Source organism: Methanomassiliicoccales archaeon (genome assembly GCA_036504055.1).
Lineage (GTDB): Archaea > Thermoplasmatota > Thermoplasmata > Methanomassiliicoccales > UBA472 > DASXVU01.
Window position 1 is genome coordinate 1 of sequence record DASXVU010000039.1, and the last position, 24,657, is coordinate 24,657.

At 47.8% G+C, this 24,657-nt stretch carries 27 protein-coding genes; 15 read left to right on the forward strand and 12 right to left on the reverse strand.

Going from position 1 to position 24,657, the window contains the following annotated elements; translation table 11 throughout:
- Nucleotides 1-121: 121 nt before the first annotated feature.
- A complete protein-coding gene (locus VGK23_09485) occupies nucleotides 122-388 on the reverse strand; it encodes a hypothetical protein (protein ID HEY3420772.1) in 267 nt (88 codons plus the stop codon).
- A gap of 261 nt (nucleotides 389-649) precedes the next feature.
- Here VGK23_09485 and VGK23_09490 point away from each other — a divergent pair, with 261 nt between their 5' ends.
- Nucleotides 650-1,453: a hypothetical protein gene (locus VGK23_09490; GenBank protein HEY3420773.1), complete on the forward strand. Its 804-nt coding sequence runs from the start codon at nucleotides 650-652 to the stop codon at nucleotides 1,451-1,453.
- A gap of 159 nt (nucleotides 1,454-1,612) precedes the next feature.
- On the opposite strand, the gene VGK23_09495 is transcribed toward VGK23_09490, so the two are convergent.
- The 3 genes from VGK23_09495 to VGK23_09505 form a co-directional block, all read right to left on the reverse strand.
- Entirely contained in the window at nucleotides 1,613-2,044 is a 432-nt protein-coding gene (locus tag VGK23_09495) for a helix-hairpin-helix domain-containing protein (GenBank protein ID HEY3420774.1), read from the reverse strand.
- A 514-nt stretch (nucleotides 2,045-2,558) separates the two neighbouring features.
- Nucleotides 2,559-3,119, reverse strand: a complete 561-nt coding sequence (locus tag VGK23_09500) for an NAD(P)H-dependent oxidoreductase (protein HEY3420775.1) — start codon at nucleotides 3,117-3,119, stop codon at nucleotides 2,559-2,561.
- Between the two features lie 163 nt (nucleotides 3,120-3,282).
- Entirely contained in the window at nucleotides 3,283-3,705 is a 423-nt protein-coding gene (locus VGK23_09505; GenBank protein ID HEY3420776.1) for an EVE domain-containing protein, read from the reverse strand.
- A 372-nt stretch (nucleotides 3,706-4,077) separates the two neighbouring features.
- Here VGK23_09505 and VGK23_09510 point away from each other — a divergent pair, with 372 nt between their 5' ends.
- Nucleotides 4,078-4,332 carry a hypothetical protein gene (locus tag VGK23_09510; GenBank protein HEY3420777.1) on the forward strand — a complete coding sequence of 85 codons (255 nt, stop codon included), beginning with the start codon at nucleotides 4,078-4,080 and terminating at the stop codon, nucleotides 4,330-4,332.
- A 243-nt stretch (nucleotides 4,333-4,575) separates the two neighbouring features.
- Here the strand turns inward: VGK23_09510 and VGK23_09515 are convergent, their stop codons facing one another.
- Complete coding sequence (locus VGK23_09515; protein HEY3420778.1) at nucleotides 4,576-4,986, reverse strand: hypothetical protein; 411 nt, start codon at nucleotides 4,984-4,986, stop codon at nucleotides 4,576-4,578.
- A gap of 72 nt (nucleotides 4,987-5,058) precedes the next feature.
- Here VGK23_09515 and VGK23_09520 point away from each other — a divergent pair, with 72 nt between their 5' ends.
- A complete protein-coding gene (locus VGK23_09520) occupies nucleotides 5,059-5,829 on the forward strand; it encodes a winged helix-turn-helix domain-containing protein (protein ID HEY3420779.1) in 771 nt (256 codons plus the stop codon).
- Between the two features lie 54 nt (nucleotides 5,830-5,883).
- Entirely contained in the window at nucleotides 5,884-7,017 is a 1,134-nt protein-coding gene (locus VGK23_09525) for a citrate/2-methylcitrate synthase (GenBank protein ID HEY3420780.1), read from the forward strand.
- A 602-nt stretch (nucleotides 7,018-7,619) separates the two neighbouring features.
- Here VGK23_09525 and VGK23_09530 read toward each other — a convergent pair.
- Together VGK23_09530 and VGK23_09535 are read right to left on the reverse strand one after the other, a co-directional pair.
- Nucleotides 7,620-8,636, reverse strand: a complete 1,017-nt coding sequence (locus VGK23_09530) for a uroporphyrinogen decarboxylase family protein (protein HEY3420781.1) — start codon at nucleotides 8,634-8,636, stop codon at nucleotides 7,620-7,622.
- Between the two features lie 80 nt (nucleotides 8,637-8,716).
- The gene (locus tag VGK23_09535; GenBank protein ID HEY3420782.1) at nucleotides 8,717-9,874 is read right to left on the reverse strand and encodes a hypothetical protein; all 1,158 of its coding nucleotides are present in this window, start codon (nucleotides 9,872-9,874) and stop codon (nucleotides 8,717-8,719) included.
- Between the two features lie 240 nt (nucleotides 9,875-10,114).
- Between VGK23_09535 and VGK23_09540 the strand changes: the two genes are divergently transcribed.
- Nucleotides 10,115-10,450 (forward strand): hypothetical protein, encoded by a 336-nt coding sequence (locus VGK23_09540; protein ID HEY3420783.1) that lies wholly within the window; start codon nucleotides 10,115-10,117, stop codon nucleotides 10,448-10,450.
- An 820-nt stretch (nucleotides 10,451-11,270) separates the two neighbouring features.
- Here VGK23_09540 and VGK23_09545 read toward each other — a convergent pair.
- Nucleotides 11,271-12,386 (reverse strand): ATP-binding protein, encoded by a 1,116-nt coding sequence (locus VGK23_09545; protein ID HEY3420784.1) that lies wholly within the window; start codon nucleotides 12,384-12,386, stop codon nucleotides 11,271-11,273.
- Nucleotides 12,387-12,698: 312 nt separating this feature from the next.
- On the opposite strand from VGK23_09545, the gene VGK23_09550 reads away from it, so the two are divergent.
- From VGK23_09550 to VGK23_09565, 4 genes are all read left to right on the forward strand, one after another.
- The gene (locus tag VGK23_09550; protein HEY3420785.1) at nucleotides 12,699-15,011 is read left to right on the forward strand and encodes a CheR family methyltransferase; all 2,313 of its coding nucleotides are present in this window, start codon (nucleotides 12,699-12,701) and stop codon (nucleotides 15,009-15,011) included.
- Nucleotides 15,008-15,640, forward strand: coding sequence for a PAS domain-containing protein (locus VGK23_09555; GenBank protein ID HEY3420786.1), 633 nt, complete (start codon nucleotides 15,008-15,010; stop codon nucleotides 15,638-15,640). Before VGK23_09550 ends, VGK23_09555 begins: the two co-directional genes overlap by 4 nt.
- 194 nt (nucleotides 15,641-15,834) lie before the next feature.
- Nucleotides 15,835-16,497: a DUF1847 domain-containing protein gene (locus VGK23_09560; protein HEY3420787.1), complete on the forward strand. Its 663-nt coding sequence runs from the start codon at nucleotides 15,835-15,837 to the stop codon at nucleotides 16,495-16,497.
- 303 nt (nucleotides 16,498-16,800) lie between these two features.
- Nucleotides 16,801-17,100 (forward strand): hypothetical protein, encoded by a 300-nt coding sequence (locus tag VGK23_09565; protein ID HEY3420788.1) that lies wholly within the window; start codon nucleotides 16,801-16,803, stop codon nucleotides 17,098-17,100.
- A 57-nt stretch (nucleotides 17,101-17,157) separates the two neighbouring features.
- On the opposite strand, the gene VGK23_09570 is transcribed toward VGK23_09565, so the two are convergent.
- Nucleotides 17,158-17,640, reverse strand: a complete 483-nt coding sequence (locus VGK23_09570) for a pyridoxamine 5'-phosphate oxidase family protein (GenBank protein ID HEY3420789.1) — start codon at nucleotides 17,638-17,640, stop codon at nucleotides 17,158-17,160.
- 298 nt (nucleotides 17,641-17,938) lie between these two features.
- Nucleotides 17,939-18,322 carry a transcriptional regulator gene (locus tag VGK23_09575; GenBank protein HEY3420790.1) on the reverse strand — a complete coding sequence of 128 codons (384 nt, stop codon included), beginning with the start codon at nucleotides 18,320-18,322 and terminating at the stop codon, nucleotides 17,939-17,941.
- A gap of 351 nt (nucleotides 18,323-18,673) precedes the next feature.
- Between VGK23_09575 and VGK23_09580 the strand changes: the two genes are divergently transcribed.
- A complete protein-coding gene (locus VGK23_09580; protein HEY3420791.1) occupies nucleotides 18,674-19,222 on the forward strand; it encodes a TATA-box-binding protein in 549 nt (182 codons plus the stop codon).
- A 195-nt stretch (nucleotides 19,223-19,417) separates the two neighbouring features.
- Here VGK23_09580 and VGK23_09585 read toward each other — a convergent pair whose 3' ends face one another.
- Nucleotides 19,418-19,933, reverse strand: a complete 516-nt coding sequence (locus VGK23_09585) for a DUF302 domain-containing protein (protein ID HEY3420792.1) — start codon at nucleotides 19,931-19,933, stop codon at nucleotides 19,418-19,420.
- 412 nt (nucleotides 19,934-20,345) lie between these two features.
- On the opposite strand from VGK23_09585, the gene VGK23_09590 reads away from it, so the two are divergent.
- From VGK23_09590 to VGK23_09600, 3 genes are all read left to right on the forward strand, one after another.
- Nucleotides 20,346-21,005, forward strand: coding sequence for an HAD family phosphatase (locus VGK23_09590; protein HEY3420793.1), 660 nt, complete (start codon nucleotides 20,346-20,348; stop codon nucleotides 21,003-21,005).
- A gap of 202 nt (nucleotides 21,006-21,207) precedes the next feature.
- Nucleotides 21,208-21,672, forward strand: a complete 465-nt coding sequence (locus VGK23_09595) for an Hsp20/alpha crystallin family protein (protein HEY3420794.1) — start codon at nucleotides 21,208-21,210, stop codon at nucleotides 21,670-21,672.
- A 101-nt stretch (nucleotides 21,673-21,773) separates the two neighbouring features.
- The gene (locus VGK23_09600) at nucleotides 21,774-22,268 is read left to right on the forward strand and encodes a YkgJ family cysteine cluster protein (protein ID HEY3420795.1); all 495 of its coding nucleotides are present in this window, start codon (nucleotides 21,774-21,776) and stop codon (nucleotides 22,266-22,268) included.
- A gap of 132 nt (nucleotides 22,269-22,400) precedes the next feature.
- On the opposite strand, the gene VGK23_09605 is transcribed toward VGK23_09600, so the two are convergent.
- A complete protein-coding gene (locus VGK23_09605) occupies nucleotides 22,401-22,877 on the reverse strand; it encodes a hypothetical protein (protein ID HEY3420796.1) in 477 nt (158 codons plus the stop codon).
- Between the two features lie 198 nt (nucleotides 22,878-23,075).
- Between VGK23_09605 and VGK23_09610 the strand changes: the two genes are divergently transcribed.
- Both VGK23_09610 and VGK23_09615 read left to right on the forward strand, forming a co-directional pair.
- Nucleotides 23,076-23,492 (forward strand): group 1 truncated hemoglobin, encoded by a 417-nt coding sequence (locus VGK23_09610; GenBank protein ID HEY3420797.1) that lies wholly within the window; start codon nucleotides 23,076-23,078, stop codon nucleotides 23,490-23,492.
- A 786-nt stretch (nucleotides 23,493-24,278) separates the two neighbouring features.
- Nucleotides 24,279-24,569: a hypothetical protein gene (locus tag VGK23_09615; protein HEY3420798.1), complete on the forward strand. Its 291-nt coding sequence runs from the start codon at nucleotides 24,279-24,281 to the stop codon at nucleotides 24,567-24,569.
- The last annotated feature ends 88 nt before the right edge of the window (nucleotides 24,570-24,657 follow it).

Here is a 24,657-nt window from a genome sequence, read left to right on the forward strand (position 1 = left end):
CGATGATTTCTATGTTGTCCAATCAAATCCTCATCTATCCTAAACTGTTGTCTTTTCAAGAAATGGACTCGAGACAAGATTCTCCATACTCGTCCATCTCTTGGACATACGAATGACCTCTTTATTTGACAGAGTCAAGAATGGACATGAGCCCCGTCTTCAGCGATTTCTTTGGCTTAGCCTTCTTTCTTGGAATCTTCGCTTTGGGCATCTTTACTTTTTGAGTTTTCTTGAGGGGGGTCTTCCTTTTGGGCTGGACCTTGGTGGTTTTACTCACGGGTCTCTTGACCTCCATTTGGTCGAGCCTTTTTTCCAGATTGTTGATCCTCTCGATAATCTCGTTCATCTTCTCTGCTTTTAGCAGGTCTCCGACCTTGACTCTTTCCAAGGGTTTCGCCATACGCACCATCCCTGGAATTGCTAGTAATTTGGAGAATATAAGGAATAGCCCTTTCATTCTATACCAGATATTTGGAGTAAGCCTCTTTCTGTTCGAAGAATCCCATTTGAATCAGTTTCCAGTTTAGAATAATAAAAATCGAATAGAGAGTCGTGACAATTATCAAATTAAGAAAAAGGATGCTAATAATATTTGGACACTGTTGTTTATATTCTTCATATTACTCCAAGGTTAAAGTGAGGCAATTCAATGGTTGTTTCCAATTCTTACCAAACAAAGGGAACAATAATTTGCGGAGGTTGTGGTGCCCATATTTCAGAAGAATCGACAACCTGCCAATGGTGTGGTAGATCAACTTCGATTCAGAATAGAACTCCTCGAGAGAATCAATATCAATCGCCCAAGCAACCGACAGGTTTGCCTATTTGCCTCCAAGGGGTAATTATTTTTAGGCCTAGGGAAACCATGATTCGAATATGGCAATGTTCAAAACTAAACACTTCAAACTCACACGAAGGAGTCCCTGGATATCTACTGGCATCAAACCATAAGGTTTATTTTATTAAATCCAGCGGATTGTTTAATAAAGTATATACCGTCTCTGATATGGTAGCATACGAGAACATGGGTGGAGTCTCATTTAAAGAAGCCTTTTTTGAGAAATTTATTCTCATTAATAGCCAACTGGGAGGAGATTCCATGTCCCTAAAGTTTATGGAACTTACAGAAGCGGATCCATTAACACTGAATCGAAAAGGTTCTCCATCACTTCAAGGCATTCAGCAGTTGTTAAATCAGACCGCCCAAAAGAGACTTCAAGAGATTGAAGATGAAAAGAGGAAAGAAAAGATTCAATATGTTCTGGATTTCTCGTTTCTTAAAGCTGAAATGGAGAAGGGTGGACTGGTTATTCAGACCATAAAATGCCCATCTTGCCATGCCAATATTACATTACCTTCAAATGGCAGCGACATGAAATGCCAATATTGCGGAAGTATGGTTTATGCCAAGGACGTCTTTGAGAAAATGAAAGCTCTTATCGGTTCCGTCTGACTTGATATCCGCACTTCACTCAATATCATCAAGACCAACCAAAAATAGAATTGGTATTACTCAAAAATACGTTTATACTCTAGATCTTACTTTTGTCCCTTTTCTTGTTGAACAGACGTCCCAAATTAAGGTATTCTCATGACTCCCGTTCCAAAGTATCTAGCGTTTTTTTGTCACCATTGTGTTTGCATATGTCACAGCCGTCCGAAGGCCGTTTAAAAGCAGGAAGCACGTATCGGCCGGGACGTCGTGCCTCTTCGACATCTCCAGATATACTTCGTCTGCGTTCTTTCCGATAAGCTCGTCGACCGAATGTATCCCATAGATGTACAGTGCCTGAGCTGTGAGCTCATTCATGCCGGGAATCTTCTTGAGGTCGCTTAAGATGCTATCCTTATCCATCGGTGGATGTCCAGGCAGCCCGATCTCAACATCCTTTACCATGGCCATGATCTGATCTTTGGTGGCCTTCATATCCGGATGTTTCATATCCTTATGCATCTGGACGAATTTCATCAGTTCTTCCGTTCCCGACGGGTCTGTGATACTCCAGCCACAAGTTGGGCAGGTAAATTGCTTGGCAGTTGTCATATCATCAAATGCTTTGCGAGCGCCGTTTATTAATAATCAACTCCGTTGACGCGTGCGTTTCAAAAACATCTTCCCGAAGTCCTCCAGATTTGATTGTCGATCAAGAATTTTCGGCCAGGGAAGATACCTCAGCACTGTTCATTATTTCAGATGGGATAAAGAACCATTGATTCCCAGAATTCTGCCAAATTTCACTACCATCATGGGACAAGACTCGCCCAAGGGATCCAAATTTCCTTCCCCTGCACTATCTGTCTCTGCCCATTTCTCATAAGGGCCTGTTTTCCTTCCTTGACCGCTAAAGCACCAATGTGCAAATGAGGATGATCGGAACCATTAGGGCACTGACCTCAAGGACGATTTGGTTCGTTCCTGTGGCCACGAAACCGTCACTAGTCGCAACATTCTTTGCCTTCATCCATGATAGCGGCGGATGGTTGGGCATATCATGAATTGCCATTCTTAGGATAGCTAGTAAATTCTGGAGAATTTAAGAATTTCAATTATTGACTCTCTAGAAGGGGGATGAAAACTTCTTGGTCAGCTCAACAAGTGCCACCAGGAGTTCCTTTATCTTCTCTTTAGTGTGTTCATCGGTCAGGTTTCCTTTATCATCGATCTTCTGAGCTGCTAGCGTGACTATCACTTCTGGCCGATTGACCGCATGCATGTCGAGATAGACGAAGCACTGCCTCAAATGGAGTTGGGCCCTTTCTCCGCCGATCAGGCCAGTCGAAGCGCTCATGATCGCCACAGGTTTTCCTTGCCATGAGTTTTCTCCCTCCGCCCTGGACACCCAATCTATCACGTTCTTCATAACTCCCGGGATTGAAAAATTGTACTCTGGTGTGGCAAATAGTATCGCATCTGCAGATCTTACCTTTTCTTTTAGCTCCTTGATACGGTCTGGTGGACTGTTAACAAGATCCTGATTGAACGAGGGAATTCCTTCAATATCGAATATCTCCGATTCGACATTTTCGGGAAGAAGCACAAAAGCTTCTCGAAGAAGCGATTTGTTGTAAGATGCTTTTCTGAGACTTCCTGCAATTCCAAGTATCTTAACTGATTTCATAACTGCATCCCGATTCTCAAGAGAACATGAAGAACGAATAAGTAACTTGTTAGAAACATCCTGAGTGCTAATATTCTTGGGATAAGACTCGTCCAACTCTCACATTCAAAGCATACAATCATTGCCCCATTAACAATAGTCAATTGTATTGGCCAGACAATGATTATTTTATTCTGCCTGTATTATTCTTAATTCTCTCAAAATCCTCCTGAGGGATTTCAACTAGACCGAACCGAAAGACCGATCCCCAATTTACCTTGTTCTTTATGAAGCTCAACTTACAGATAAGAGGTCCTAATGGCAATTCCCCGGTCCAAATATATCGGACTCTTCTTCTGAAAGGTTTCCAATCGGGACCTTCATCGGCCTGAAAAATCTCATCGTCGGCGATCTCCCCAATTGCGGTAATCGCATGGAGTGGTTCATTTCCTTCATATTCCATCTTGGGAGAGTAATATATGACCACGTCACCAGCATTCATTCGTGCGATACCGGTTCGTTTACCATGGCCAGATTGGGCAAAACCTTTGGAAACGCCCATCATCACATGATCCTTCGATGCAACCGCAATCCAGTATTTTACCATAGGCAGAATTTTCCCTATCCTTCGATATTTAGTCCTATCCTATCGAAACCATTTGGAGAAACGCATCGGCCAACTGGCCGATTGGCAGAAGGTCCGTCATAATTCGCACTGGAGCAGAATAAAGTTGGTGATATCGATCGGCAATCAACCGTTCAGGTCCAGCAGAATTATGTGAGCACTAAACCTTAGATCATTGGGAAAATGATAGTCGCCGTAAATGCTTCCACGCACAAGAACGGGTCTGGCGAGGCCATAGTGAATGCAGTGGCCAAAGGTGCAAGGGAGAGCGGGTAAGAGGTCAAGATATACAATCTGAACGAGCTCGGCCCGTTAATGGAATGTCAGAATTGCGGCTCTTGCCGACAGACAGGTATGTGCCGGCTCAACGATCCCATAACGGAGATAATGGGTGAGATACGCAACTGTGAGGGACTGATCCAATCGACGCCGATCAGTTTCAATATAGAGAACGGAATTTACAGGATATTCCAGAACCGGTTCTTCAGTTTCATGGACATGAACTTCTCAACTACGATCCCCAAAGGCAAGAAACTGGTGATCATTGTGACCTGTGACTTGGACAAGGACATGGCCGAGAATGTCCCAAAGAGACTTGAAATGACCTAGAGCAGCACTTTTTCTTTGAGCCTGTCGGAAGGATCGTGTGCTGTACGTTCCTCGACCATGATATGGCGAAAAATGATGATGCCTTGATGAAGAATGCGAGGACTATGGGCCATAATTTGTGATTCTTTTTTTATCGGGAAATTGACTCGATAAAATGATCAAAGATCGCCTGAGATATAGGCGCCACAAAATGATGGTGCCATTGAAATGGAGGATGAAGAAAAATAATAGGCCCGGAGGGCCTCAGACCATCTTTCTTCCGGAATCCCAGGCCGGGCTCTCGTTGTATACCTCTTCAACCTTCAAAAGCCACAATCCTTTCAGGTCGAACTTCATCGCCTTGAAGGTCTCTTTCATCTTGTCGAACATGGGGCCAGCGGTCACATGTTCCTTGACGCTGCACCGGACCTCATAGGACTCCGGGCCCTTGCTGACAAGCATCGAGGCGTGGGAGCCGTCCTTCTTTGAATGTTCGAGGTTTTCGCTGGTTGCTTTCATGAATATCTGGCCAACGAAGATGGTTTCTGGGTCCAGGGCACCCGCACCACCGACATTGATCAGATGGACATCGCCCTTGGCACTCTTGGTTCCTAGTATCTTGCTCGCTGAGCGTTCGTTCAACAGATTAAATACTGCGTCTGGTAGTTTTGCCATGTTTCCACCACCAAATAATAGATCATAAGAATATATAAATATTCGTGATGAATATTTTTCTATTCGTCCACCATGACCGATCAAGACGTTCTATCAGAAATCAGGGCGCTAAAGAGCGACCTGAACCTTTTCAGCGACCAGATGATCCACCTGCGATATGTGGACCTCAAGTCCGTTTTCCTCGAACAAATGAGGATGGCGATGGGGACCGAGGGAAAGCGTTCGTTCCTGAACGATGCGAACATCCTGAGCAGCAGCTCAGAATGCGGTCTCAAGGGGGAATGCCTTCAAAAGCTGGAAGAGACCGTGGACAATGCCACCAGATCGTTCATGAAGGATGATCTGGCCGGTGCAAGGGACATATTGGCCAGGGCAGAGGCCCTCATCAAGGGCGACTTCTCTTCTTGTCAGGACAAGGGATGTTCCAGAACGGCGGAGGAGATATTGCGCCGCCTACAGGTCCTTCTGCAGATATATGAGGACCTGGCCAGTAGGATCGGTCCCGAAGTCGAGCTGAAGAATGGAGAGGGCCAGGATATCTATCGATACACTGCCGATGATATGCAATCGGTCCTGAATCCCTTGGCTAATGCCTGGCGCATCAGGGTTCTTACCACATTGAAGCTTGGCGACCGAAGCCTGACAGAGCTGGGTCGGGCATTGGAGTTGAAGACCGGGCACCTACAGTTCCACTTGCGGGCGCTGGCGGAAGCTGGGTTCGTAGAGCTGGACCGACGGAGGCATCGCTACTCACTGACAGAAAGAGGGGCGGTGGCCCTGAGATGTACGGTAGAAATGGTATCAAAACTGGGTATGCCTAGTTCAGATGACCGCATAGTGTAAATGACTAATCAGGTTCATGCTCTAAATTAGTAAACCATAGGATTGTGATGAAAGATGAGTGAGAAAACCGAAAAGATAGTAGTACGCGGACTTAAGGACGTTGCCGCGGCAGAGACCAGGCTCAGTTTCGTCAACCCGATGGGCTCACTTTATTACTTGGGATATAACATCGACGATCTGGTGGGGCGGGTCACCTATGAAGAGATAGCCTATCTTCTGGTTTACAAAAGGCTACCCAACCAGCGGGAGAGAGATGCGTTCAGCACCGCCCTCATTTCTGAAATGAAACTACCTGATGCAATCGTCGAAAGCATAAGATGCGCTCCCAGACGCTGTCATCCAATGGACATATTGCGAACTGAGGTCTCCCACCTGGGAGAATATGATCTTGACGCCCAGAACCTCTCTGAGAAACCGACCTTAAAGAGAGCTACTAAGCTGATGGCCCAAGTGCCCACCATCGTGGCCGCCCTCCATAGAACCCGTAATGACCAGCCAGTTCTCGCCCCGAGGATGGACTTCAGCTTCACTAAGAACTTCCTCTACATGTTCAGAGGAACCCCGCCAGGGGACGACGAGACGGACGTCCTCCATCGCCTCATGGTACTTCATGCAGACCATGGGTTCAACGCTTCCACATTCGCTGCCCGGGTGACGGCGAGCACCAATTCGGACATGTACTCAGCCGTGACATCCGCGATCGGGACTCTCAGAGGCCCGCTTCATGGGGGAGCAAGCGAAAAGGTAATGGAAATGCTTGATGACATAGGTCTCGAGGAGCATGTGGAAGATTATATTCAAGGGCTTTTGGAGAACGATAGGAAGGTCATGGGTTTTGGCCATCGTGTCTATAAGGTCGAGGATCCGAGGACGAAACATCTCCGTGGCATTGTTGAGAACCTCTGTCATCGCGAAAGGACGATGAGCCTGTACAACAGGTGCATGAAGATCGAGGCGATCGTTCATGAAAAGAAGAAGATATATCCAAACTTGGACTTCTATGCGGCGGTGGCCATGGACGCGTTGGAGATCCCGAAGGAATTCTTCACACCATTCTTCTCTTCCAGCAGAATATCTGGCTGGGTGGCTCATGTGATCGAACAGTATGAGGATGCGGTCCTCCTTCGTCCATCATCGGAATATGTTGGCGAGTACGGAAAGGCCTTCGTCCCCATCGAACAACGATGAACTGGGCCAGGCCATTTCGGGAATCCTCGCGGATATGTGCTTTCGGCCCTGATCGGCCTCAGGACGACTGTCAGTACGCAAGCACTATGACAGCCCATTTAGAGAGCTCAATTGGAAAAGAAAGCACCGGTTATGCATTCTCCCGCGGCTGTTATCTAAATCTCAATATTCCCATCAAGACCAGAATTATGATCGCCAATATCACCGCACCCAAAAGCCCGAATAGAAACCAGCCTATGATAAATGCAATGACCGATCCAAGTCCGAGCGCCCCCCAATTCATTGTTATTGCCGTTTGAATTCACCACCTATGGTCTGTGAGCGCCCCCTTCATAATAGTATCCAGGTTTCCCCAACCGATCGATCGGTGGGAAGGCCATTATTACAATAGACCGATTGGTCAATTGATCATACCAGACAATACCCGGGGTATATTGAAGAGGGGGTGAATGATGTGTGCTCGAATCGCCTAGCCAGAGGCTGGCAGGTGGTTGAATTTCCAGAAAACCGGAATATTGGAAGAACCGCAGATCGTCGGATGTTGGATTCTACAGGCACTTAATATTGGAATATCTTGCCTCGGTTTGCCCGCTGGTCTGCTCTCAAGTTATCGTGGAGCGGGCTAAGGCCTTGATGTTCTCGATCGGCGCATCGAACGGTATCTCCCCGGCAGAGGTAACGATAAGGCCGCTTCCATCGCCCGAGGTACTGATCAGCTCTGATATCTTTTCCTTTATCTCTTCCGGCCTTGATCGGGCAATGAAATGGGGCAGTATGCCGGCGACAAGGCAAGCCCTGCCCTTCAGCATGCTCACGGCACCCGGATAACCGTCCCAATCGAAGGAGGTGTGGATCGCGGTGGGTTTTACCGCATCGAATTGAGCCTCGAGATAGGCCCCCTTGGCACAATTGCTCAAAATCGTCATCAAACCCTCCTGATGAAATTTCTCCGCCATGGTCTGGGCATAGTCGATGTCGAAGGCCTTTGCAAGCTGGAACGCGTTCTGCTCCGAGTCTGCACTCCCATCTTCGATGAAAATGATCTCCACCCCGGAATGGTCCTTGAGCAGCCGTCCGTATTCGATCAGCGAATCGGTGAGCACTTTTAGGAGATGATGTGTTCGGTCCGGCTCCATTATCTCATCCATGAGCAGGCCGTCGAAACCACGGACCGAAGCGGCCAAAGTGAACGGGTCGCTCACCTGACCGATGACCGCGACCTCCTTTCCCACCTTCCCGTTGATGATCTTTGCGGCTTCCAAGGAGGTCGACCATACCTGGTCTTTGATCGGATCGATGTATTCGAGTTTGTCCACGTCCTCTGGTGAGATCGGGGCGCCCCTGGGGTAATCGTCATCTTTAGGGAATGAGAGTTTGACCCCGAAGGCCTGTGCTTCATTGAGCAGGTCGCCCCAACCCACCATGATGTTATCGAAACCGAACTCCTGGGTAGCGAGACACATCCGGGCGAACTTATCTGGGTCAGAATACGCCTCCTTGATGGTCAGTCCGGTGACCTCCTGGATACGGTCCCCTCCGCCCAGTTGGATATGCATGGTCGGGATCCTATCTGGCATATCAAGGCGAAGGGCCGAGAGGAATCTTTCTTTGGGAGTCATGACAGGACCATTGGATCGGCCATGGTATTAAACCTACATTAGGATCGATCGAGAAAATCCGCTTTCGAGATTGTTGGTCATCATTCATCGCTTTTCTCATATGGTGAGCTTCCTTTCTTTTCCGGTGTCACGTTGATGTGGGCGATGACATCCTCGTCCAGCATATACCGTAGTCGAAGCCCGAACAGATAGATCTTTGAATAGCCGAAGATATCCTGCTCTATCAGGTCATAAATTGCGATCGAGTAATACTTGCTTTTCAGTTCATCCAACATTGCATCCTCAATTGCCCCTTCCCCTTCCGATGCCATTTCATTCGGTTTACTCAGCACCTCTCTGTCGAGCTCCAAGATCCGATTCTCCAGGCGTTTCACGGCCATTCTTCGGCTGATGATCCCTTGGAAGTGCCTCATTATGACCAGCTGGATAACGAAGACCAGGATGACGATTGGCAGGGTGATGTTGGGGAACAATCTCAGATCATCGTAAAGGAACGGTAGAAGGAAACCCGGAAGCACCATCGCCCCAAAGACCAGAACACCTGCTATGGATATCATTCCAACAAGGGTCAAAATGACTACTATATAGGCTGCCTTTCCTTTGGATCGGGCCATAGTTAACTTCAGCCTGAATGATCTTCCGATCTTGGTTATGCCCTGAGCCTGAGGTTTGATGATCAGCATCATTACATAGAACAGTATGATCAGCGTGATCTGGATCATGATCAGGTAAATGGTATTTTGAGCGAAGATGTGGGTAAAGAACCCGAAGTAGACGGAGAAGAGAAAGGCCAGGCCGAAGATGATGGAAAAGCTCAGAGAAAGAGGGACCGCCCCCCCGAGCAGCAAAGTGAGTCCGATCTCGATGGCCAGTTTTCTCTTCTTCAGCAACAGGCGCAGCGCGAACCATCTTCTCTCTTTGATCAGAGCAGGGGCAACGTCCTTCTCATCCGGGCGAATGCTCTCCATCGTCGTAGGAATGAAGAAGATGAGGTAATTGTAAGAATAGAGCAATATTGCGATGATCAGCCATAGTATGAACACCGATGTCTGCTGGAAGATGATGGCGGCCATCAATATCACGAGGCCGATCGAGATCAGATGGCCATACTTGTCGCCCGGAACCGGCGTCTTGAGCCTATGGAGCATCCTCTTCTCGCTCTCTATCTCCCCTGAGACCTCTTTCTTGAATGAAATAAGGTCTTTCCCAAGATACGCTGGTTTGTCTTGTGAACCCATGATGATTGATCCCACGATTTTTCAAGATCGGAGCTTGTAGCATTCTTATGCTGACCTATTGTCCATTGGAGCGTTCATTATTAAAAGGAAATCCGCTTTTCATGAAATCAAAAGGATGTGGGTAATGCCCCCTGTATTTGAAGGCCGACTATCCTCCCAATGCCCCATATCTTGGCCCAGATCCGATTCTTAGAGTGGGAGAAGAAATACTATTTCAATTGGGAACAGAATCAACTTCATGTGGCCATTAAGGACAAAATCATCGAATTGATTCATGAATTGGAAGGAAATCTAGATGATTTAAGCGAAGTGAAAAAGAATCGGAGCGTTAACGAGTCCATTTTAAAGGACATCAGAATAATCATCGAGAAAATCGAATCAGAGATTAGCCAGCTGGACTCAAGTTCACTGAGCCAAGGGGCGAAAAAGGAGCTCTTTGACGATTTGAAGAACCTCGAGGAAATTTTGCACGACCACACCCCGACTTTGGATATGAAGAAGGGTTTGGATAATGAAACTGATGCTCTTAGAAATGAAATAATAAAATTAAAAGGATATCTGCAGAGAATATCATAACGTACAGTGTATATAAATGCGTACAATGATTCATCCCATTGATGCTCGGATCGCTTCGTCGACCGTGCTTCCCCATAGATATCGATATCTTTAGAACGGAATTCCTTCCCCGAAGTCCAATTTGACATTCCCCAAAACATAGCGGTTTGAGACCGAGCAAGAATACTTATAGCCAAGCCGAGCTAGGAATGAAGCAACAATAGACCGGTCCTTTCAGCTAACAACGATCAGCACATTGAGATTTCGCCTGGAACTATTTCCTTTGAAACTTAACCTTTATACCCACAGAACAGGACGGCAACCCTGGGACGAATCATCAATTGTATATCTTCGAAAGAGCTAAAATGGATAACTGCAACATGACCAGCGAGGATGTCATCGTTCTTCTCATTTATAGGAACCGCTCACATTTGGAGGACCGCCGCTTACCTTTTGCAGTGTGCCGTCAAGGTATAAGGGCGATGATAGGCCTTTCCGCGGTTCAAGTCTCAACCGTAGTGCGTAACCTCGAATGCGATGGATTTGTATCCGGGGAAAAACGGTATGTGGAAACACGCCGCGGCCCATGCATGGCCTATTCTCTGACCCCTCTCGGGATGCTTAGAGCCAAGATCCTCGAGCTTTCAAACCAGGTACGCCCCACGTCGATCCGGATCGATGAGGATCGGGTCAAAGATGTCGCGATACTGAACCGACGATCGTTAGCATTGGTCACAAAGTCATTGTCATATAAGATCAGAAGAAGAGCCAGATAAAATAAACCACATTAGCTGACCCTCCCCTAATATGAAATAGGATTTGTTTGTCTCGGATCTTAGACTCAGACTTCAGTATTGGGGATGGTGAAGAAGAAAGTAGCCCCTTTTCCTTCTGTGGATTTGACCCATATGCGACCGCCATGACGTTCGACGATCTTCTTGGCTATTGCCAGACCTACCCCCGTTCCCGGATATCTGTCCCCTCCGCTCAACCGCTGGAACATCTGGAAGATCTTTTCTGAATACTCCATGCTAAGGCCGATCCCGTTGTCCTCAACGACGAAGGTCCAATATTGTTCTCCTTTTTCTGCGCATATCCGAACATCTGGAGGATCAACCCCATGGAACTTTATGGCATTGCTGATCAGATTCTGCATCAGTTGTATCATCTGCTGCTCATCGGCCGAAACAGTCGGGAGACTGCCGGCTACGATTTTCGCCTGGTTCTCTTCGATCTGCACCTTTAGAATTGAGGTCGTCTTGGCCAACACATCATTCATGTCTACTGGAAATGAGCTGTGTTTCGAATCCAGCCTGGAATACTCGAGCAGATCGTCGATTAGCAGGCGCATTCTGGTTCCGCCGTCCACAGCATATCGGATATAATCCAACCCTTCTTTGTCCATCTTATCCCGGTATCTCTTCTCTAACAATGACAGGTAACTGACCACCATGCGCAGCGGCTCCTGCAGGTCATGACTGGCTACGTAGGCGAACTGCTGCAGTTCGGCGTTGGCATCCTCGACCTTCTTTAGCTCGGTGACGTCTGTCAGGACCGACCGGAATCCTTTCTTCGATCCTTCTTCGAATCGATTGCTTTCGAATCTGACCTGAAGCTCTTCTCCGTCCTTTCTTCGGACCCGGAATGTGTGAGATCGCTTCGCACATCCCTGCTCAAGCTGCCTATAGTGGAGATATAACGATTCCTGTGAGTTCGGAGCGACAAAGGATGACAGCCCCTTGTTGATGAGATTCCTTCTTTCTGTTCCCAGAATCTTTGAGGCCGCCAAATTGGCTTCCTTTATAACCAGTTCTGGAGTTAGCATGACATATCCCACGGGCGCGAGATCGTACAGCTCAAAGTATCTGGCCCTTGATGCTTCCAGTTCGATCTGGACCCTCAGCAGCTCCTCGTTCTGAATTTTCAGCTCTTCTTCATGAATCGTGAGCTCTTGCACCAATTCTTGAATATTTTCTGTTGTGCATTGATCGCCCAAACCCATTCCTTCGAGTCGCTTCACGGCGAGCTCTCTCAAGCCCGGCCTACCGAGTTCTTTTCCCATTTCAGACGGCCTATAGGTGTCCCCACTTCATTAATAAATATATTTACGAATCCATTGTCCTCGATTCATACGGAATCCTATCCCATAGTGTATGCTCGAGATTCGACATGTTCGAGGGCCATAGGTGGAGGATGACAAAGTCTGTAAGTAAGGCCAGAATCATATGGTTGCTGCCAGGGCCGTGCAAAAGATAATTGGAGGGGCAAGATGGCAAAGAGTGGTAAGAAAAAGAGCGAAATGGGAAGGGCAGATCCTCAGAAAGAGGATAGCCCATCGGATCTTGCATTCCCGATCGTAGCTCTAGGCTCCTCGGCTGGGGGCCTGGAGGGCATAGAGGCTTTTTTCAAGACCGTTCCCCCAGATTCAGACCTGGCATACATAGTTGTAACGCATCTTGAACCTCACCATCCAAGCATGCTGGCGGAAATAATCTCAAAGTCGACGACAATGGAAGCGCTCCAGGCAGTGAACGATATCCTCGTGCGAAAGAACAAGGTCTACGTGATCCCCCCCGGAAAGAACATGATAATCGTCGACGGGAAATTGCGTCTTTTCGACCGCAGCGGTGAGAGCGAACCGTTCATGCCCATCGATTACTTCTTGCGTTCATTGGCCGAAGATCGAAAAGAGAACGCGATCGCTGTCATCCTCTCAGGTAATGGATCAGACGGTTCTTTCGGAGTTAGGGCGATTCACTCCAATCTGGGCATGGTCATGGTGCAAAGTCCGGAAACAGCAAAGTACGACAGCATGCCTCGGAACGCGATCGAGACTGGACAGGTAGACTATGTCCTTCCTCCTATTGAAATGCCCGGAATGATCCTGAAATACATCAAGGCCCTCGGGACAAGCGGGATTCCGCCCAAGGCAGAACCGGTGGGCGCAGTTGATGCCGTGCATAAGATATTGTCCATAGTCAAGAGCGGAACCGGCCACGATTTCTCTCAATACAAAACGAGCACCATAAACCGCCGGATCGAGCGACGCATGACTCTGCATCAGCTTAAGAGCAAAGAACAGTATGCGACCTACCTACTGGCCAACCCTCAAGAGATATATCAGTTGTTCGAAGATATGCTTATCGAGGTTACGAATTTCTTTAGAAACCCTGAGGCGTTCGAAACGTTAAAGGGAACCCTTAGGAAGACCATCTTCGCTCCTCATTCGAAAAAGGACGAGCTGCGGGTCTGGGTCACAGGCTGCTCCACCGGCGAGGAGGTCTACTCCCTCGGCATCATCCTGAGAGAGCTGATGGAAGAATCAGGAAGCAGCCCCCAGATCCAAATCTTCGGGTCGGACATCAACGAAAAGGCCATCAACATCGCCCGAAGCGGGGAATATCCGTTGGCCATAGTGGAAGACATTTCCTCGAACCGTCTAGGTCGGTTCTTTTTCAAGCAAGAAAACGGTTACAAAGTGAAAAAAGAAGTCAGGGAAATGATCGTTTTCGCTCCACATGACTTGATCCGCGACCCCCCGTTTATTCATCTCGACATCATATCCTGCAGAAACCTTCTTATCTATTTTGAGCCAGTGCTGCAAAGGAAAGTACTGGAAACATTCAGCTTGGCCCTTAACCCCGGTGGCATCCTCTTCCTTGGAGAATCGGAAACCATCACTGGTTTCGAAGACAATTTCACTGCCGTCGATTCAAAGCAGAAGATCTACAAGAGGAAGCCATACACCCCATCTCCGGCGGCTTTGGGAATGAGTCTTCAACCAAGACACATGAAGGAAATAGCTCAGAAGAAGATCGGACCGGCGACCGGGCATGTCAGCAACGAAATGGCCGAAAAAATATTGCTCTCGGAGCATACGCCGCCCTGCCTGATCGTGAACGATAAAAACGAGATCACATATTTTCATGGCCGCACCAGCAAATATCTGGAACACTCCCCCGGGAAAGCCAGCTTGACCATTCAGGATCTGTTGCGAGACGACATCAGATCGGAGGTGATACTGACTCTGAATGAATCAAGGAACAGTGGCAGGATAGTCAAGAAGGAAGCGATCCAGATACATACAAATGGTGATTCATCCGTCCTCAATATCGTCGTCAGGCCAATAGACAACAACATGCCCGTTTCCGAGGTCATGGTCATATTCGATGAGAAGATCATACCAGGCCGGATCCTGAAAGAGAAACAGGAACTTACCATATCGCCCAATCGGGAGACCAGGATCGATGAACTGGAAAGAGAGCTCGGGTTCACTAAAGAGAACCTGAGGAACACCATCGAAGAGCTGGAGACCTCCAACGAAGAGCTGACATCCACCAATGAAGAGCTTCAATCGAACAACGAGGAGCTGCAAAGCGTGGTGGAAGAATCGGAGACCGGAAAGGAAGAGCTTAACTCGTTGAACGAAGAACTTCTAACCGTCAATGTCGAACTGGAAAGGAAGAACCAGGAACTTTCAACGATCAACAGCGACACCAGGAACCTCCTTTACAGCGTCGATGAGGCGATAATCTTCCTTGAAGAATTAGGAGGTTCACACCCCAGACGGAAACGATCATGAACCTTCTCCCGGGGGACGTAGGCCGCCCGATCCAGGACATCGCCATGAAGCTGCAATACGAGGACCTGCTCGCCGACAACAAAGAAGTGCTCGACACTCTCAACACAGTGAAAAAGGAAGTCCAGACGAAGGATGGCCGATGGTATCGATTGAAGATCCTTCCTTATCGAACTGTCGAAAACGTCATCGATGGAATCGTGATGACATTTAGTGACATCGATGAGCAGAAACGGGCCCAAGCGAGGTTGAGGGAGCTGTCATCGGAAGCCCAGGGTTCTCAGGAGTATGCGGAGAGTATCGTGAACACCATAAGGGAACCGCTATTGATACTTGAACCGGACCTTGTGATCCGTTCCTCTAACACCACTTTTTATACCACATTTGACACTTCGCCGAGCGAAATCCAAGGCCTCCCCCTAGAAAGAATTCTAGGAGGCATGTGGAACATTCCTTCGATGATCGGGAGGCTCAAGGAACTGAGCTCAAACGAAACTGAGCTGGAGAACCTGAGCACGGAAATCGTCATGCCCAAATCGGGAGAGAAGATGGTGCACATCACCGCACGGAAACTGCGGATGCCGTCGAGGAAATCGCCATTGATACTCCTCAGCATTCAAATGGGCGAATGAAATCATGTGGCGAGGTCCTTCTCCTGCCCATGAGACCCACCAGGCCTTTTCTACTATTGACTTTAGCAGATGTTCAGATTCCTCTAGGGCCTTTGCTTCCCTGGTGTAAGTTTTATTATTATTTTAACCCGGATAATTTTCATCGTTTTGCCGCATATTTTTATAACAGGCCTTATTAACTTCCATTAAGATTAATGGCTGGTGATGTTTTGGATTTCCCCAGATGCGATAGATGCGGTGACGCCGGATGCAAGATCGGCGAACCAGGCAAGTTCAAGAGCTGCCCGACCAATGTTTCGGAGATCACGCGGGAAGAGATCATCGAGCGTTACCACGATCCGGAGACCCAAAGCCTGATGCAGACCGCTGCCAAGGTGGAACGGGGCACCCTCCAACCGGTGAACGGAGTCCTGACCCCCATCCGGCCTCGCATTTCAGAGATCATGGCATTCGCCGACCAGATGGGGTGGAAGAAGATCGGGGTGGCATTCTGCCTGGCTGCCCGGGACGAGGGCATCAAGCTAACCAAGGTACTGGAGGCAAGGGGTTTCGAGGTATGCTCGGTCATTTGCCGGAACTTCTCAATGAAAAAGGGAGAGTTCGATATTCCAAAGGAGGACTGCATAAAGAGCGAGAATGAGTCAGTATGCAACCCCGTCTATCAAGCCGAGCTTCTCAACCAAGCTGGGACCGAGCTGAACATTGTCCTAGGTCTGTGCGTCGGTCATGATATGCTGTTCAACAAGAACTCCAAGGCATATGTGACCACCCTGTCGGTCAAGGACCGCATGACAGGTAATAATGCCATCGCGCCTCTGTACTCAGGATTCTTTTCCGAGATCCTAAAGAAATACTAGGTTCGGGGCGTAGCCCCGGACTTCCCTTTTTGATTGATTATATCTCTAAAGGCGTGATTCTTCCAGCCAGAAGTCTACCAACTAAATCGATGCTAGGGCTCGCGGGCCATATGCATCGGTGGCATCAGGATACTTATTCTTATTGGGCAGAACGACAGAACAACCGAAAGACCTCGTCTACACATGCCCCGCGTTCATCATGAACAGATGTTTAGAATAATGTAATCCAGAAATGAATAATCATCGAATCTTCCAGATCGAATGAGCACTAATTATTAGTGCCCTCTAGTTCGTTGCTCATACATGGTCGATAAGACAACCGCCATATTGGACATATTGAAGGATAAATATCGGCTTCGGGTCCAATTGAGCAGGGGAGTCACTGTAAGATTGATCGGTCCTGTTCACCGAGTATTCCTGACCGTGGGGAGGAAAGAGATAAGATACCATCTGGGAGACGAGGACCTCGAAAACCTGATTGCAAACATTGCTTGGGAGAAACTCGGAGTGGAACTCGATCCCAGCGATATGCGGGACCTCAAGAAAAGATTGAAAGCGATTACTGAAGAAACACCTGAGCCATCCCCAAAAAAAGGAGCTTGAAGTTGGCCCTGGCGTATTTCAATCCTCTACTATTGCTGATTATTTCGGAATAGAATCCTAAAGCAGCTTACTTCCGGCACCTGGTCCGCTCTTACAATTATAGACTTCTGTGATCTTGAACTCCAATAAGGCCTTGCATACCAGATCAGCCCTTCTTGCCTTGACCATGTCCTTCATCTTCTCATAGTCCGCACCGCTAGTATGGACCTTTACGTTCCCCTTTAGCTTCAGGCACCCTTTGGTTTCTGGCCCCCAGGCATAGAGACACGCCTTTGGGTTTTCCTGGAGATTGCTGAGGGTCTGCTTCATGAATTGATTGCCGATCCACACTGTTTCATCATCCACAAGGAACACAGAGCCCACTGGTACAACGTTCGGGTCACCATCTTTTGAAGAAGTTGCCAGTGGGAAAATCTTCGTCGCTTTGAAAATCTCGATCATCTCAGTCGTCAGTGCAACCATAATGATCGGATGGATATGGTGAATATTTAAAATGAAAGTGGGACCCCTTGGTTCTAGAGGATCGATTGAACATATCATTGTCCGAAATGTTTTCGCCGATACAGAAGCACATGGGAAAGATACCGATTCTAAATGAATGCCGGCAGAATCTTTCTTTTCTATGGCTCCGATACTTGATAATGATTGCTTGAAAACCTGTTCAACGATGAAGAGACGCTACGAGTGAGCCTTCATTGGAGGAATCTCGTACAATGCATATTTTTCCAACAGAAGTATTTGTAGCGTTAATAAACGACGATGATACGATGAGGATTCCAGTGCTTGAACAATAATCTCTTTGTGGTAACTAGTCACCAAGCGTAAGGCAGCATCCTGACTATCCTATCACCACGAATCGGTCGCGATATCGTCCATCGCTCGATGTTCCGGTGATGATCTCGTGGATCAGGTCCAACAACCCTGACTCTCTGATGTTGGCACAGATCTGGCATATGACCGTTTGAACTTTGATTCCATTGAGCAGCTTAATGGCCCCGCCTTCGAATTCATATCTCAGATCAAAATACTCCTTTCCCTTCACCATGCCCTCCTCGCGGTTGTGTTTCCGGCAGCGGTAAGTGCTGATCACCGAATCAGTGACCCCCAGAAGTTTCGCGACCTCGGTCTGTCTAAGGTGATGGCGATCGATCAATTCGTCTGCTAGACCTCTCCTGATCATCGGCAGAACATGCCAAACGATGAGCTCACATGGTGTTTTCATTGTAACCGAACTCTTGCATGGGCATGTAAACAAGCAACGGGGGTAATTCCATTGCACGGATGTAAGGCAGTTAATAATAATCAAATGTAATATATATGATGATTCCGTTTTAACAATAGACAAGTAGCTATTAGAATGTTATACATGTTTTATCCATTCATTTTGAATTATTATGTCGTTTGTCATTAATGGAATCCTCGGATTATTGGAGACCCAGAAGGATTGCGATTTATGTCGTGATCAATAAGAAATGCCGCAGAACCGTATCCTCAGCAGCAGTAAGAATGGCATTAAAGCAACATAAGTGTTGATATATGGTCAGCGGGATACTAGATTCGATCTGGTGTTTATATGTCCAAGTATAAAATCGAGAATGTCGTAGCTTCCGCATTTCTTGGAACGGAATTGAACCTTCAAGAACTGGCAATTTCGTTGGACGGCGCAGATTACGAACCGGATCGGTTCCCTGGCCTCATTTATCGAATGAAGGAGCCGAAAACGGCGACCCTGTTGTTCCATAGCGGTAAGGTTGTCTGCACCGGAGCGAAGTGCTATGACCAAGTAAAGCAGGCAATAGGTAATTTGACCGGACAGCTCAGCAAGCTCGGCATCAAACTGGACAAAGAACCGCAGATCACCGTCCAGAATATCGTGGCATCATCTGATCTTGGACAGAAAATCAATTTGAACATAATCGCCATCTCACTGGGACTGGAACGGGTCGAATACGAGCCGGAGCAGTTCCCCGGTCTTGTGTATCGCCTGGACGATCCGAAGGTCGTGCTTTTGCTGTTCGGGTCCGGAAAACTCGTGTGTACCGGTGCAAAGGTACCCCAGGATGTTGAGAAAGCGGTCGATAAGATCACCAAGGAGCTAACCGCTGCTGGGCTGCTTTCGTAGGCCTGCCGTCATCCTACCGATAGCTAAGGGTGACGACCTCGATCCTTAAGTGAGATAGCCTTTGAGATGCTGATCCCACAACTCAGGGACGAATCGCTATCCTGCAGTCGAACGGTTGAACGTATCTTCGACTGAACGAGCTTATGGACGGCGAAAGCCCGACCGGATCATAAAGGGTACTGAAAGGGTGACCTCTCAATCCGTATTGACTTGCAGATGCCTTAGTAATTTCATTAGCTTGTCATCGAGTTCAATGCCAACTTTTGTGATCTCAGGTCTATCGAGGCTTGACAGTACCGATGACGGCCGATCCATTACCAGACGGTTCTTCTGACCATGGTCAGAACAGATTACCAGGCGGAGAGGGACATAAAGCATCACGGATGGATCAAAACGGAACATGCGTTCTGCTATCGTGTGGTTGCCCATGAGGTAAATGGTGCACTTATCCGAGTGGCCTGCAAGACCCATTATGGGAGACGTGTCCAATTTCCAGTAGATGAAAAATCCGTGAGGGGCAGAGGCTTGGGCATCGGCAACGACCTCCTCCCAGGTCGCTCGTCGGCGTACAAGATTCCCCGATCTATTGGGATCGAACATGGGCACAGCCCTCTCGAACCTCTGGCAGAACTCATTATAGTCATGGCCGATTTCGAAGGAGAGCCTTTCGACATCATGTTTTGACGCTGAACCGCTACTTTCTGAGAGCATGATGGGATTTCATACCGGCTTGGCTTAAGCCTATGGTAAGGACCCTACCCATGGAAAAGGAATGTTCCTTTCCCTATTCGTTTTCAACATGGTCAATCGATCGCAAGAATCGGAAGAAGAACCTTGTTCCAGCCCAGGAACAAAATGATAAAATGAAACTCGCATTCACTTATCACCATGATCGAGCGGGTTACGGAGGAAGACCTGCCACAGATCCCAATGCTTCATCGAGTATTTGCCGTTCCTGACCGAGAAAGTGAGCGAGTCGGTTACCTTCGTGTTCCTGGAGAAATGGAATAACCGTTGAGGCTGCATTGAGACGCGTCCACGGTGTTCAGAAGACAGAACCGCAAACATCCGCTGAACATCAGAACAGATTGAATAAGGGATGAACACGTTTCACTTGGCGACCATGTACAAGCTTTTCCTGTTCGACATGGACGGAGTGCTGCTGCAGCACAAGTCATCATGGGGGTATTGCCAGGAAGCCATAGGTTGCGATCTCAGGCACTTCTATGATGAGTTCGGGCAGGAAGCTCGAGACGGAAAGGACCTCATCGAGCTGGTGATGCGCAAAATGGCGAAACATGGACTTACAGAGGAGAAATTGATGGAGCTTGCCAGGAAGGCGCCACAGACGAAAGGAGTGGAGAAAGTGTTGAAAACGATTCATGCCAACGGGGGCGTAGTGATGATAATATCCGGCGGTATCGGGGCGTTCGCCCATGAGCTGTCCGATCAATATCCTATGACCTCGTTCGTTTGTAACGAGCTGCATTATGTTGGGAACGATCCCGTCCCGACCTGCGAGATCAAAGTAGGCCATGAAGACAAGGGGAAAGTGGCAAGGAGGATGATGGCTTCCATGGGCGTATCCAAGGAAGAAACGGTAGCGATCGGTGACTACAGCAATGACTGTGCCATGTTCGCCGAGGCAGGATTGAGCATAGCCTTCAATGGCGACGAGGAGGCCAAAGCAGCAGCCACGGAAAGCATCGACAGCGATGACCTATCCGACATCCTGCCGATCATCTATGGGAACAACGGGCAGAAGATCGTGAATGGTTGTTAGTTCATCACCCATCCAAATTATCTTGGCCTTCCCTTTTGGCAATTAACACTGGATCCGTGAATTGCCTATTCTGGATCGCATGCTCTTCGAGGCCCTTCTGTCATTATTATTTGAGAGAGAAGTAAATTCTTTATAGAAGAACTAACAATTTCATTCATGGGTTGTAAACCCTTGGTTGTCTAGATTTGAAAGGAGGTCAATAATGGCAATAACAAGGAGAGAGGACAGATTGGTTCCAGTAGGCTTTTGGAGCCCGAGCGGCATGATGCAGGAAATGGAGAAAATGTTAGATGACTTCAGAACTGGATTCGGAGATATGCCGATCAAGTCATCAGGCGCCCGATTACCTTCGATCGACGTTAGGGATGAGGACGATCAGTATGTTTTGGAGGCGGAACTCCCCGGTATCAAGAAGGATGAGGTTTCGGTGGAGATAGGAGAAGAAGCCGTGATCATCAAGGCGCAGAAGGAAAAAAACGTCCAGGAACAGGGAAAGGGATATGTGCGCAGAGAGAGGGGATACATCTCCTTTTACCGCCAGATACCCCTGCCGGCGGATGTTGACAATTCCGAAGCCAGAGCCAAATTGGAGGATGGCCTGTTGATCGTGACCTTACCAAAGAAGGCCGAGAAGGAAGGCGGCAAGAAGAAGCTGGATATCCAGTAGCTCGATCTCCCCTCCTTCTTTTTCTATACGGTTTCTGCTGGATCCTGAAACCGGCAAGTTTTATTCGGACCTGTTTTCATAATGTACCCGTGTGAGGGAGAATGAGCGATGATCCATGGGGGGACAATCATACAAAAATGAGCAGAGAACTGGAGATAAATGATGACATCCTATGTCGTATAGAGCTGTTGAAATCACTTCAGGAAACATTTATGTGTGAACGCTGCGGCGAATGCTGCAGGCAAGAGTCCATAGCCTTCACTGAAAGAGATGTTCAGAGAGCATCCGAAAAGAAGAATATTTCCCCTCATGAGTTCATAGAAAGATATGGGCTAACTCTGGCGGACCATTCGGTAGAACTGGTTTATTACAGATTGTTCACCGGAACAGGGGAAATTTGTCCATTCAATCATGATCGTGATTGCACCATCTATGATGCCAGACCACAAGTGTGCCGCGGTTTTCCGTTCTTGACCCCGGAAAATGTAGAGAACGCCTTCCATCTGAACAATGAGATATCGCTCTGCGGCAAATGTAAAGCGGCTATTAGCCAGGCGGAAAAGATCTTTAGTGTGATATCCATCCGAACGGATTGAGGATCTGGGATCTATTTCGTTTATGTGCTTTCCTGATCGTTTTTTCGGATTTCAAAAGTGTGCAGAACATAATCGTACGATGGCGCAGGGTATAATCCAAGATCGCCCTTAACGATCTGAACGTCGACTAGTCTATGATGCTGAGACCAATGCCAATATCAAGGCAACGAACATCACAATTCCCGCAGCTCCCCGCACCGCAGTCCATTTTGCGAAACGGTCCAATAATCCAGATATTGTCCTTTCATCCATTTCGGCCTCGCGCACCCTGAATGCTGTGGGCGCAGCCCGACTGGTCCCGAACGCATGCACGATGGCGGCTCCTGCTGCGAGCAGCAACAATGCCATTGTGAAGGATCCTTCGGCTTGAAGGTATCCTCCTATCGCTGCGATGAGCGCCAGCAGGTATGAAAGGATCCCGATCGAACCATACCAATACCTGCCATTAGCTAGATCAGCCGCCTTGAAATAATTCGAATAGGCCATCGCGCCGATTCGTTTCCGAGCTGGGAGCTGCTTGATCACCTGATCCATCCCCGCTCCGGCCAGAATGCCGGTGATGGAGGTCGTAATCGTTACCAGCCCGATGAAAAGAACATCCAATTCCATACCCTTGATATTTGAGTCGACCATCACCGTTATGAAAGTTGTGTCGTTGACCGATCTAAGGCCGCGTTTTGATGAGGAGATAACGAATTGGATCTGCGAACAATCGCAAACTTAGCATTCTGGGATTAACAAACATTGATCGAATAATCCATACTTTACGACGAGTATTAGTATGGGGAGCAGAAATAAACATTAAACATGACCGAACCCACTCTTTACGAACGACTAGGTGGGATATATGCGATCACCTTGGTCGTAAACCGTTTCAGCGATATGGTTGTCGAGAACCCGAAGGTCGGCAAGGGCTCGCAGAACCAGGCATTGAACGAATGGTCCACCGACAAGCTGGATAGATTACCGGGCCTAAAGTACATGAGGTCGCTTTGGGTGGCAGATGTCTCTGGCGGTCCGTTCGAATACACCGGTAAAAAACTGGATGAGGCGCACGCAAATTTCCGCATAAAACCGGATGAATTCGACGAGGTTGCCGCGGAGCTCAGGCGGGCTCTTGAATATTACAATGTGCCAGAACGAGAAAAGGAAGAGGCGATGGCCGCCTTCATTGCGCACAAGGATGAGGTAACTTCTGGATCAAGAATTGTGATGAAAGCGTAAGACAGTGTTCCATGAAGGACGCCCAGGGCGTCCTGGTATCGAATCGTGTCGATAGTGTTAACGCGCTTCCTAAGTCCACGGAACTCGGATGACCGTTTCAGAACCGATGGTCATGATTTCAGACCACATATTGAGTCAACGAAGATAGAAGAAGATTGTGCCGACTCGCCTGTGTGAACTATGTGTGGGGGAGAAGGGGAGTTTCAATCGACGAGTCGGTATAGATCAAGATGCCCCTTGACCTTTGATTGAACTTCCTTTCTAATTACGAATCTACATCCGCGGATTATAAACCTCAGCCTGTCATTATCATTATTGATTCCGGTTCGGGTCCGAATGGCTAAGTCATTGGGCAGCATTAGAAAACAAGAATTCGCGCGTTTCCGGAATTCTCCACTCCAATCGATCGAACTGATTTTGATGAACAGAAGATCTTCTTATAGGCAAAATGAATAAGGGCTTCGAATCTGCAATCGGGTGATTAGTGTTAGTGTATAAATATATACTAAAACTTAATATTCGGTAAATATTTCATAGAATTAGTTGTTCTGAAGTAAGGCGCCTCCATACATTTTTTCAATTTTGATAATAATAACCATAACATTAAGAAATCAATCGACTAATTTTGATGGTCGTAATAACATGATCATCGACCTGAACAGTTTGAGTGAAGACTACCACAAAGTCCACAAATTGCTCTATTCGATTTCTGGAAAAAACAAGATGCCATACAAGGGATCCTATCCGAAAGGTGACCTGATAACGGCCATGGGGTAGGGATTGATCATGGCTGTCCGCAAGAAGTTGGTTGACAGGGTGGCCGAACAGATCGCGGAAATGACGACGGACCAGTTCATCGTTTTGGACGTTACGAACGCCCTTGTGAGTTGCAGCGGCAAACCCCTCGCCACTAATGCCGAGGTCAGCTCGATCATGAGATGCTATGGGCTCGCCCGGAACACCGGCGTCATGATCAAACGCGGTGATGCCACCTTCACCCTTTGGGAAAAGTCCATCGACCATTCCCGGCTCAAAGGGAACAAGAAGAACGATGATGGAAATGGAGTCAGAGCATAGTGACGGATAGCCGTTCTCTCATCGATCAAGATGGAATGGCTCACATACTCTTCTTCACACTCTAGATGCTCAACTCAAATCAGCTATT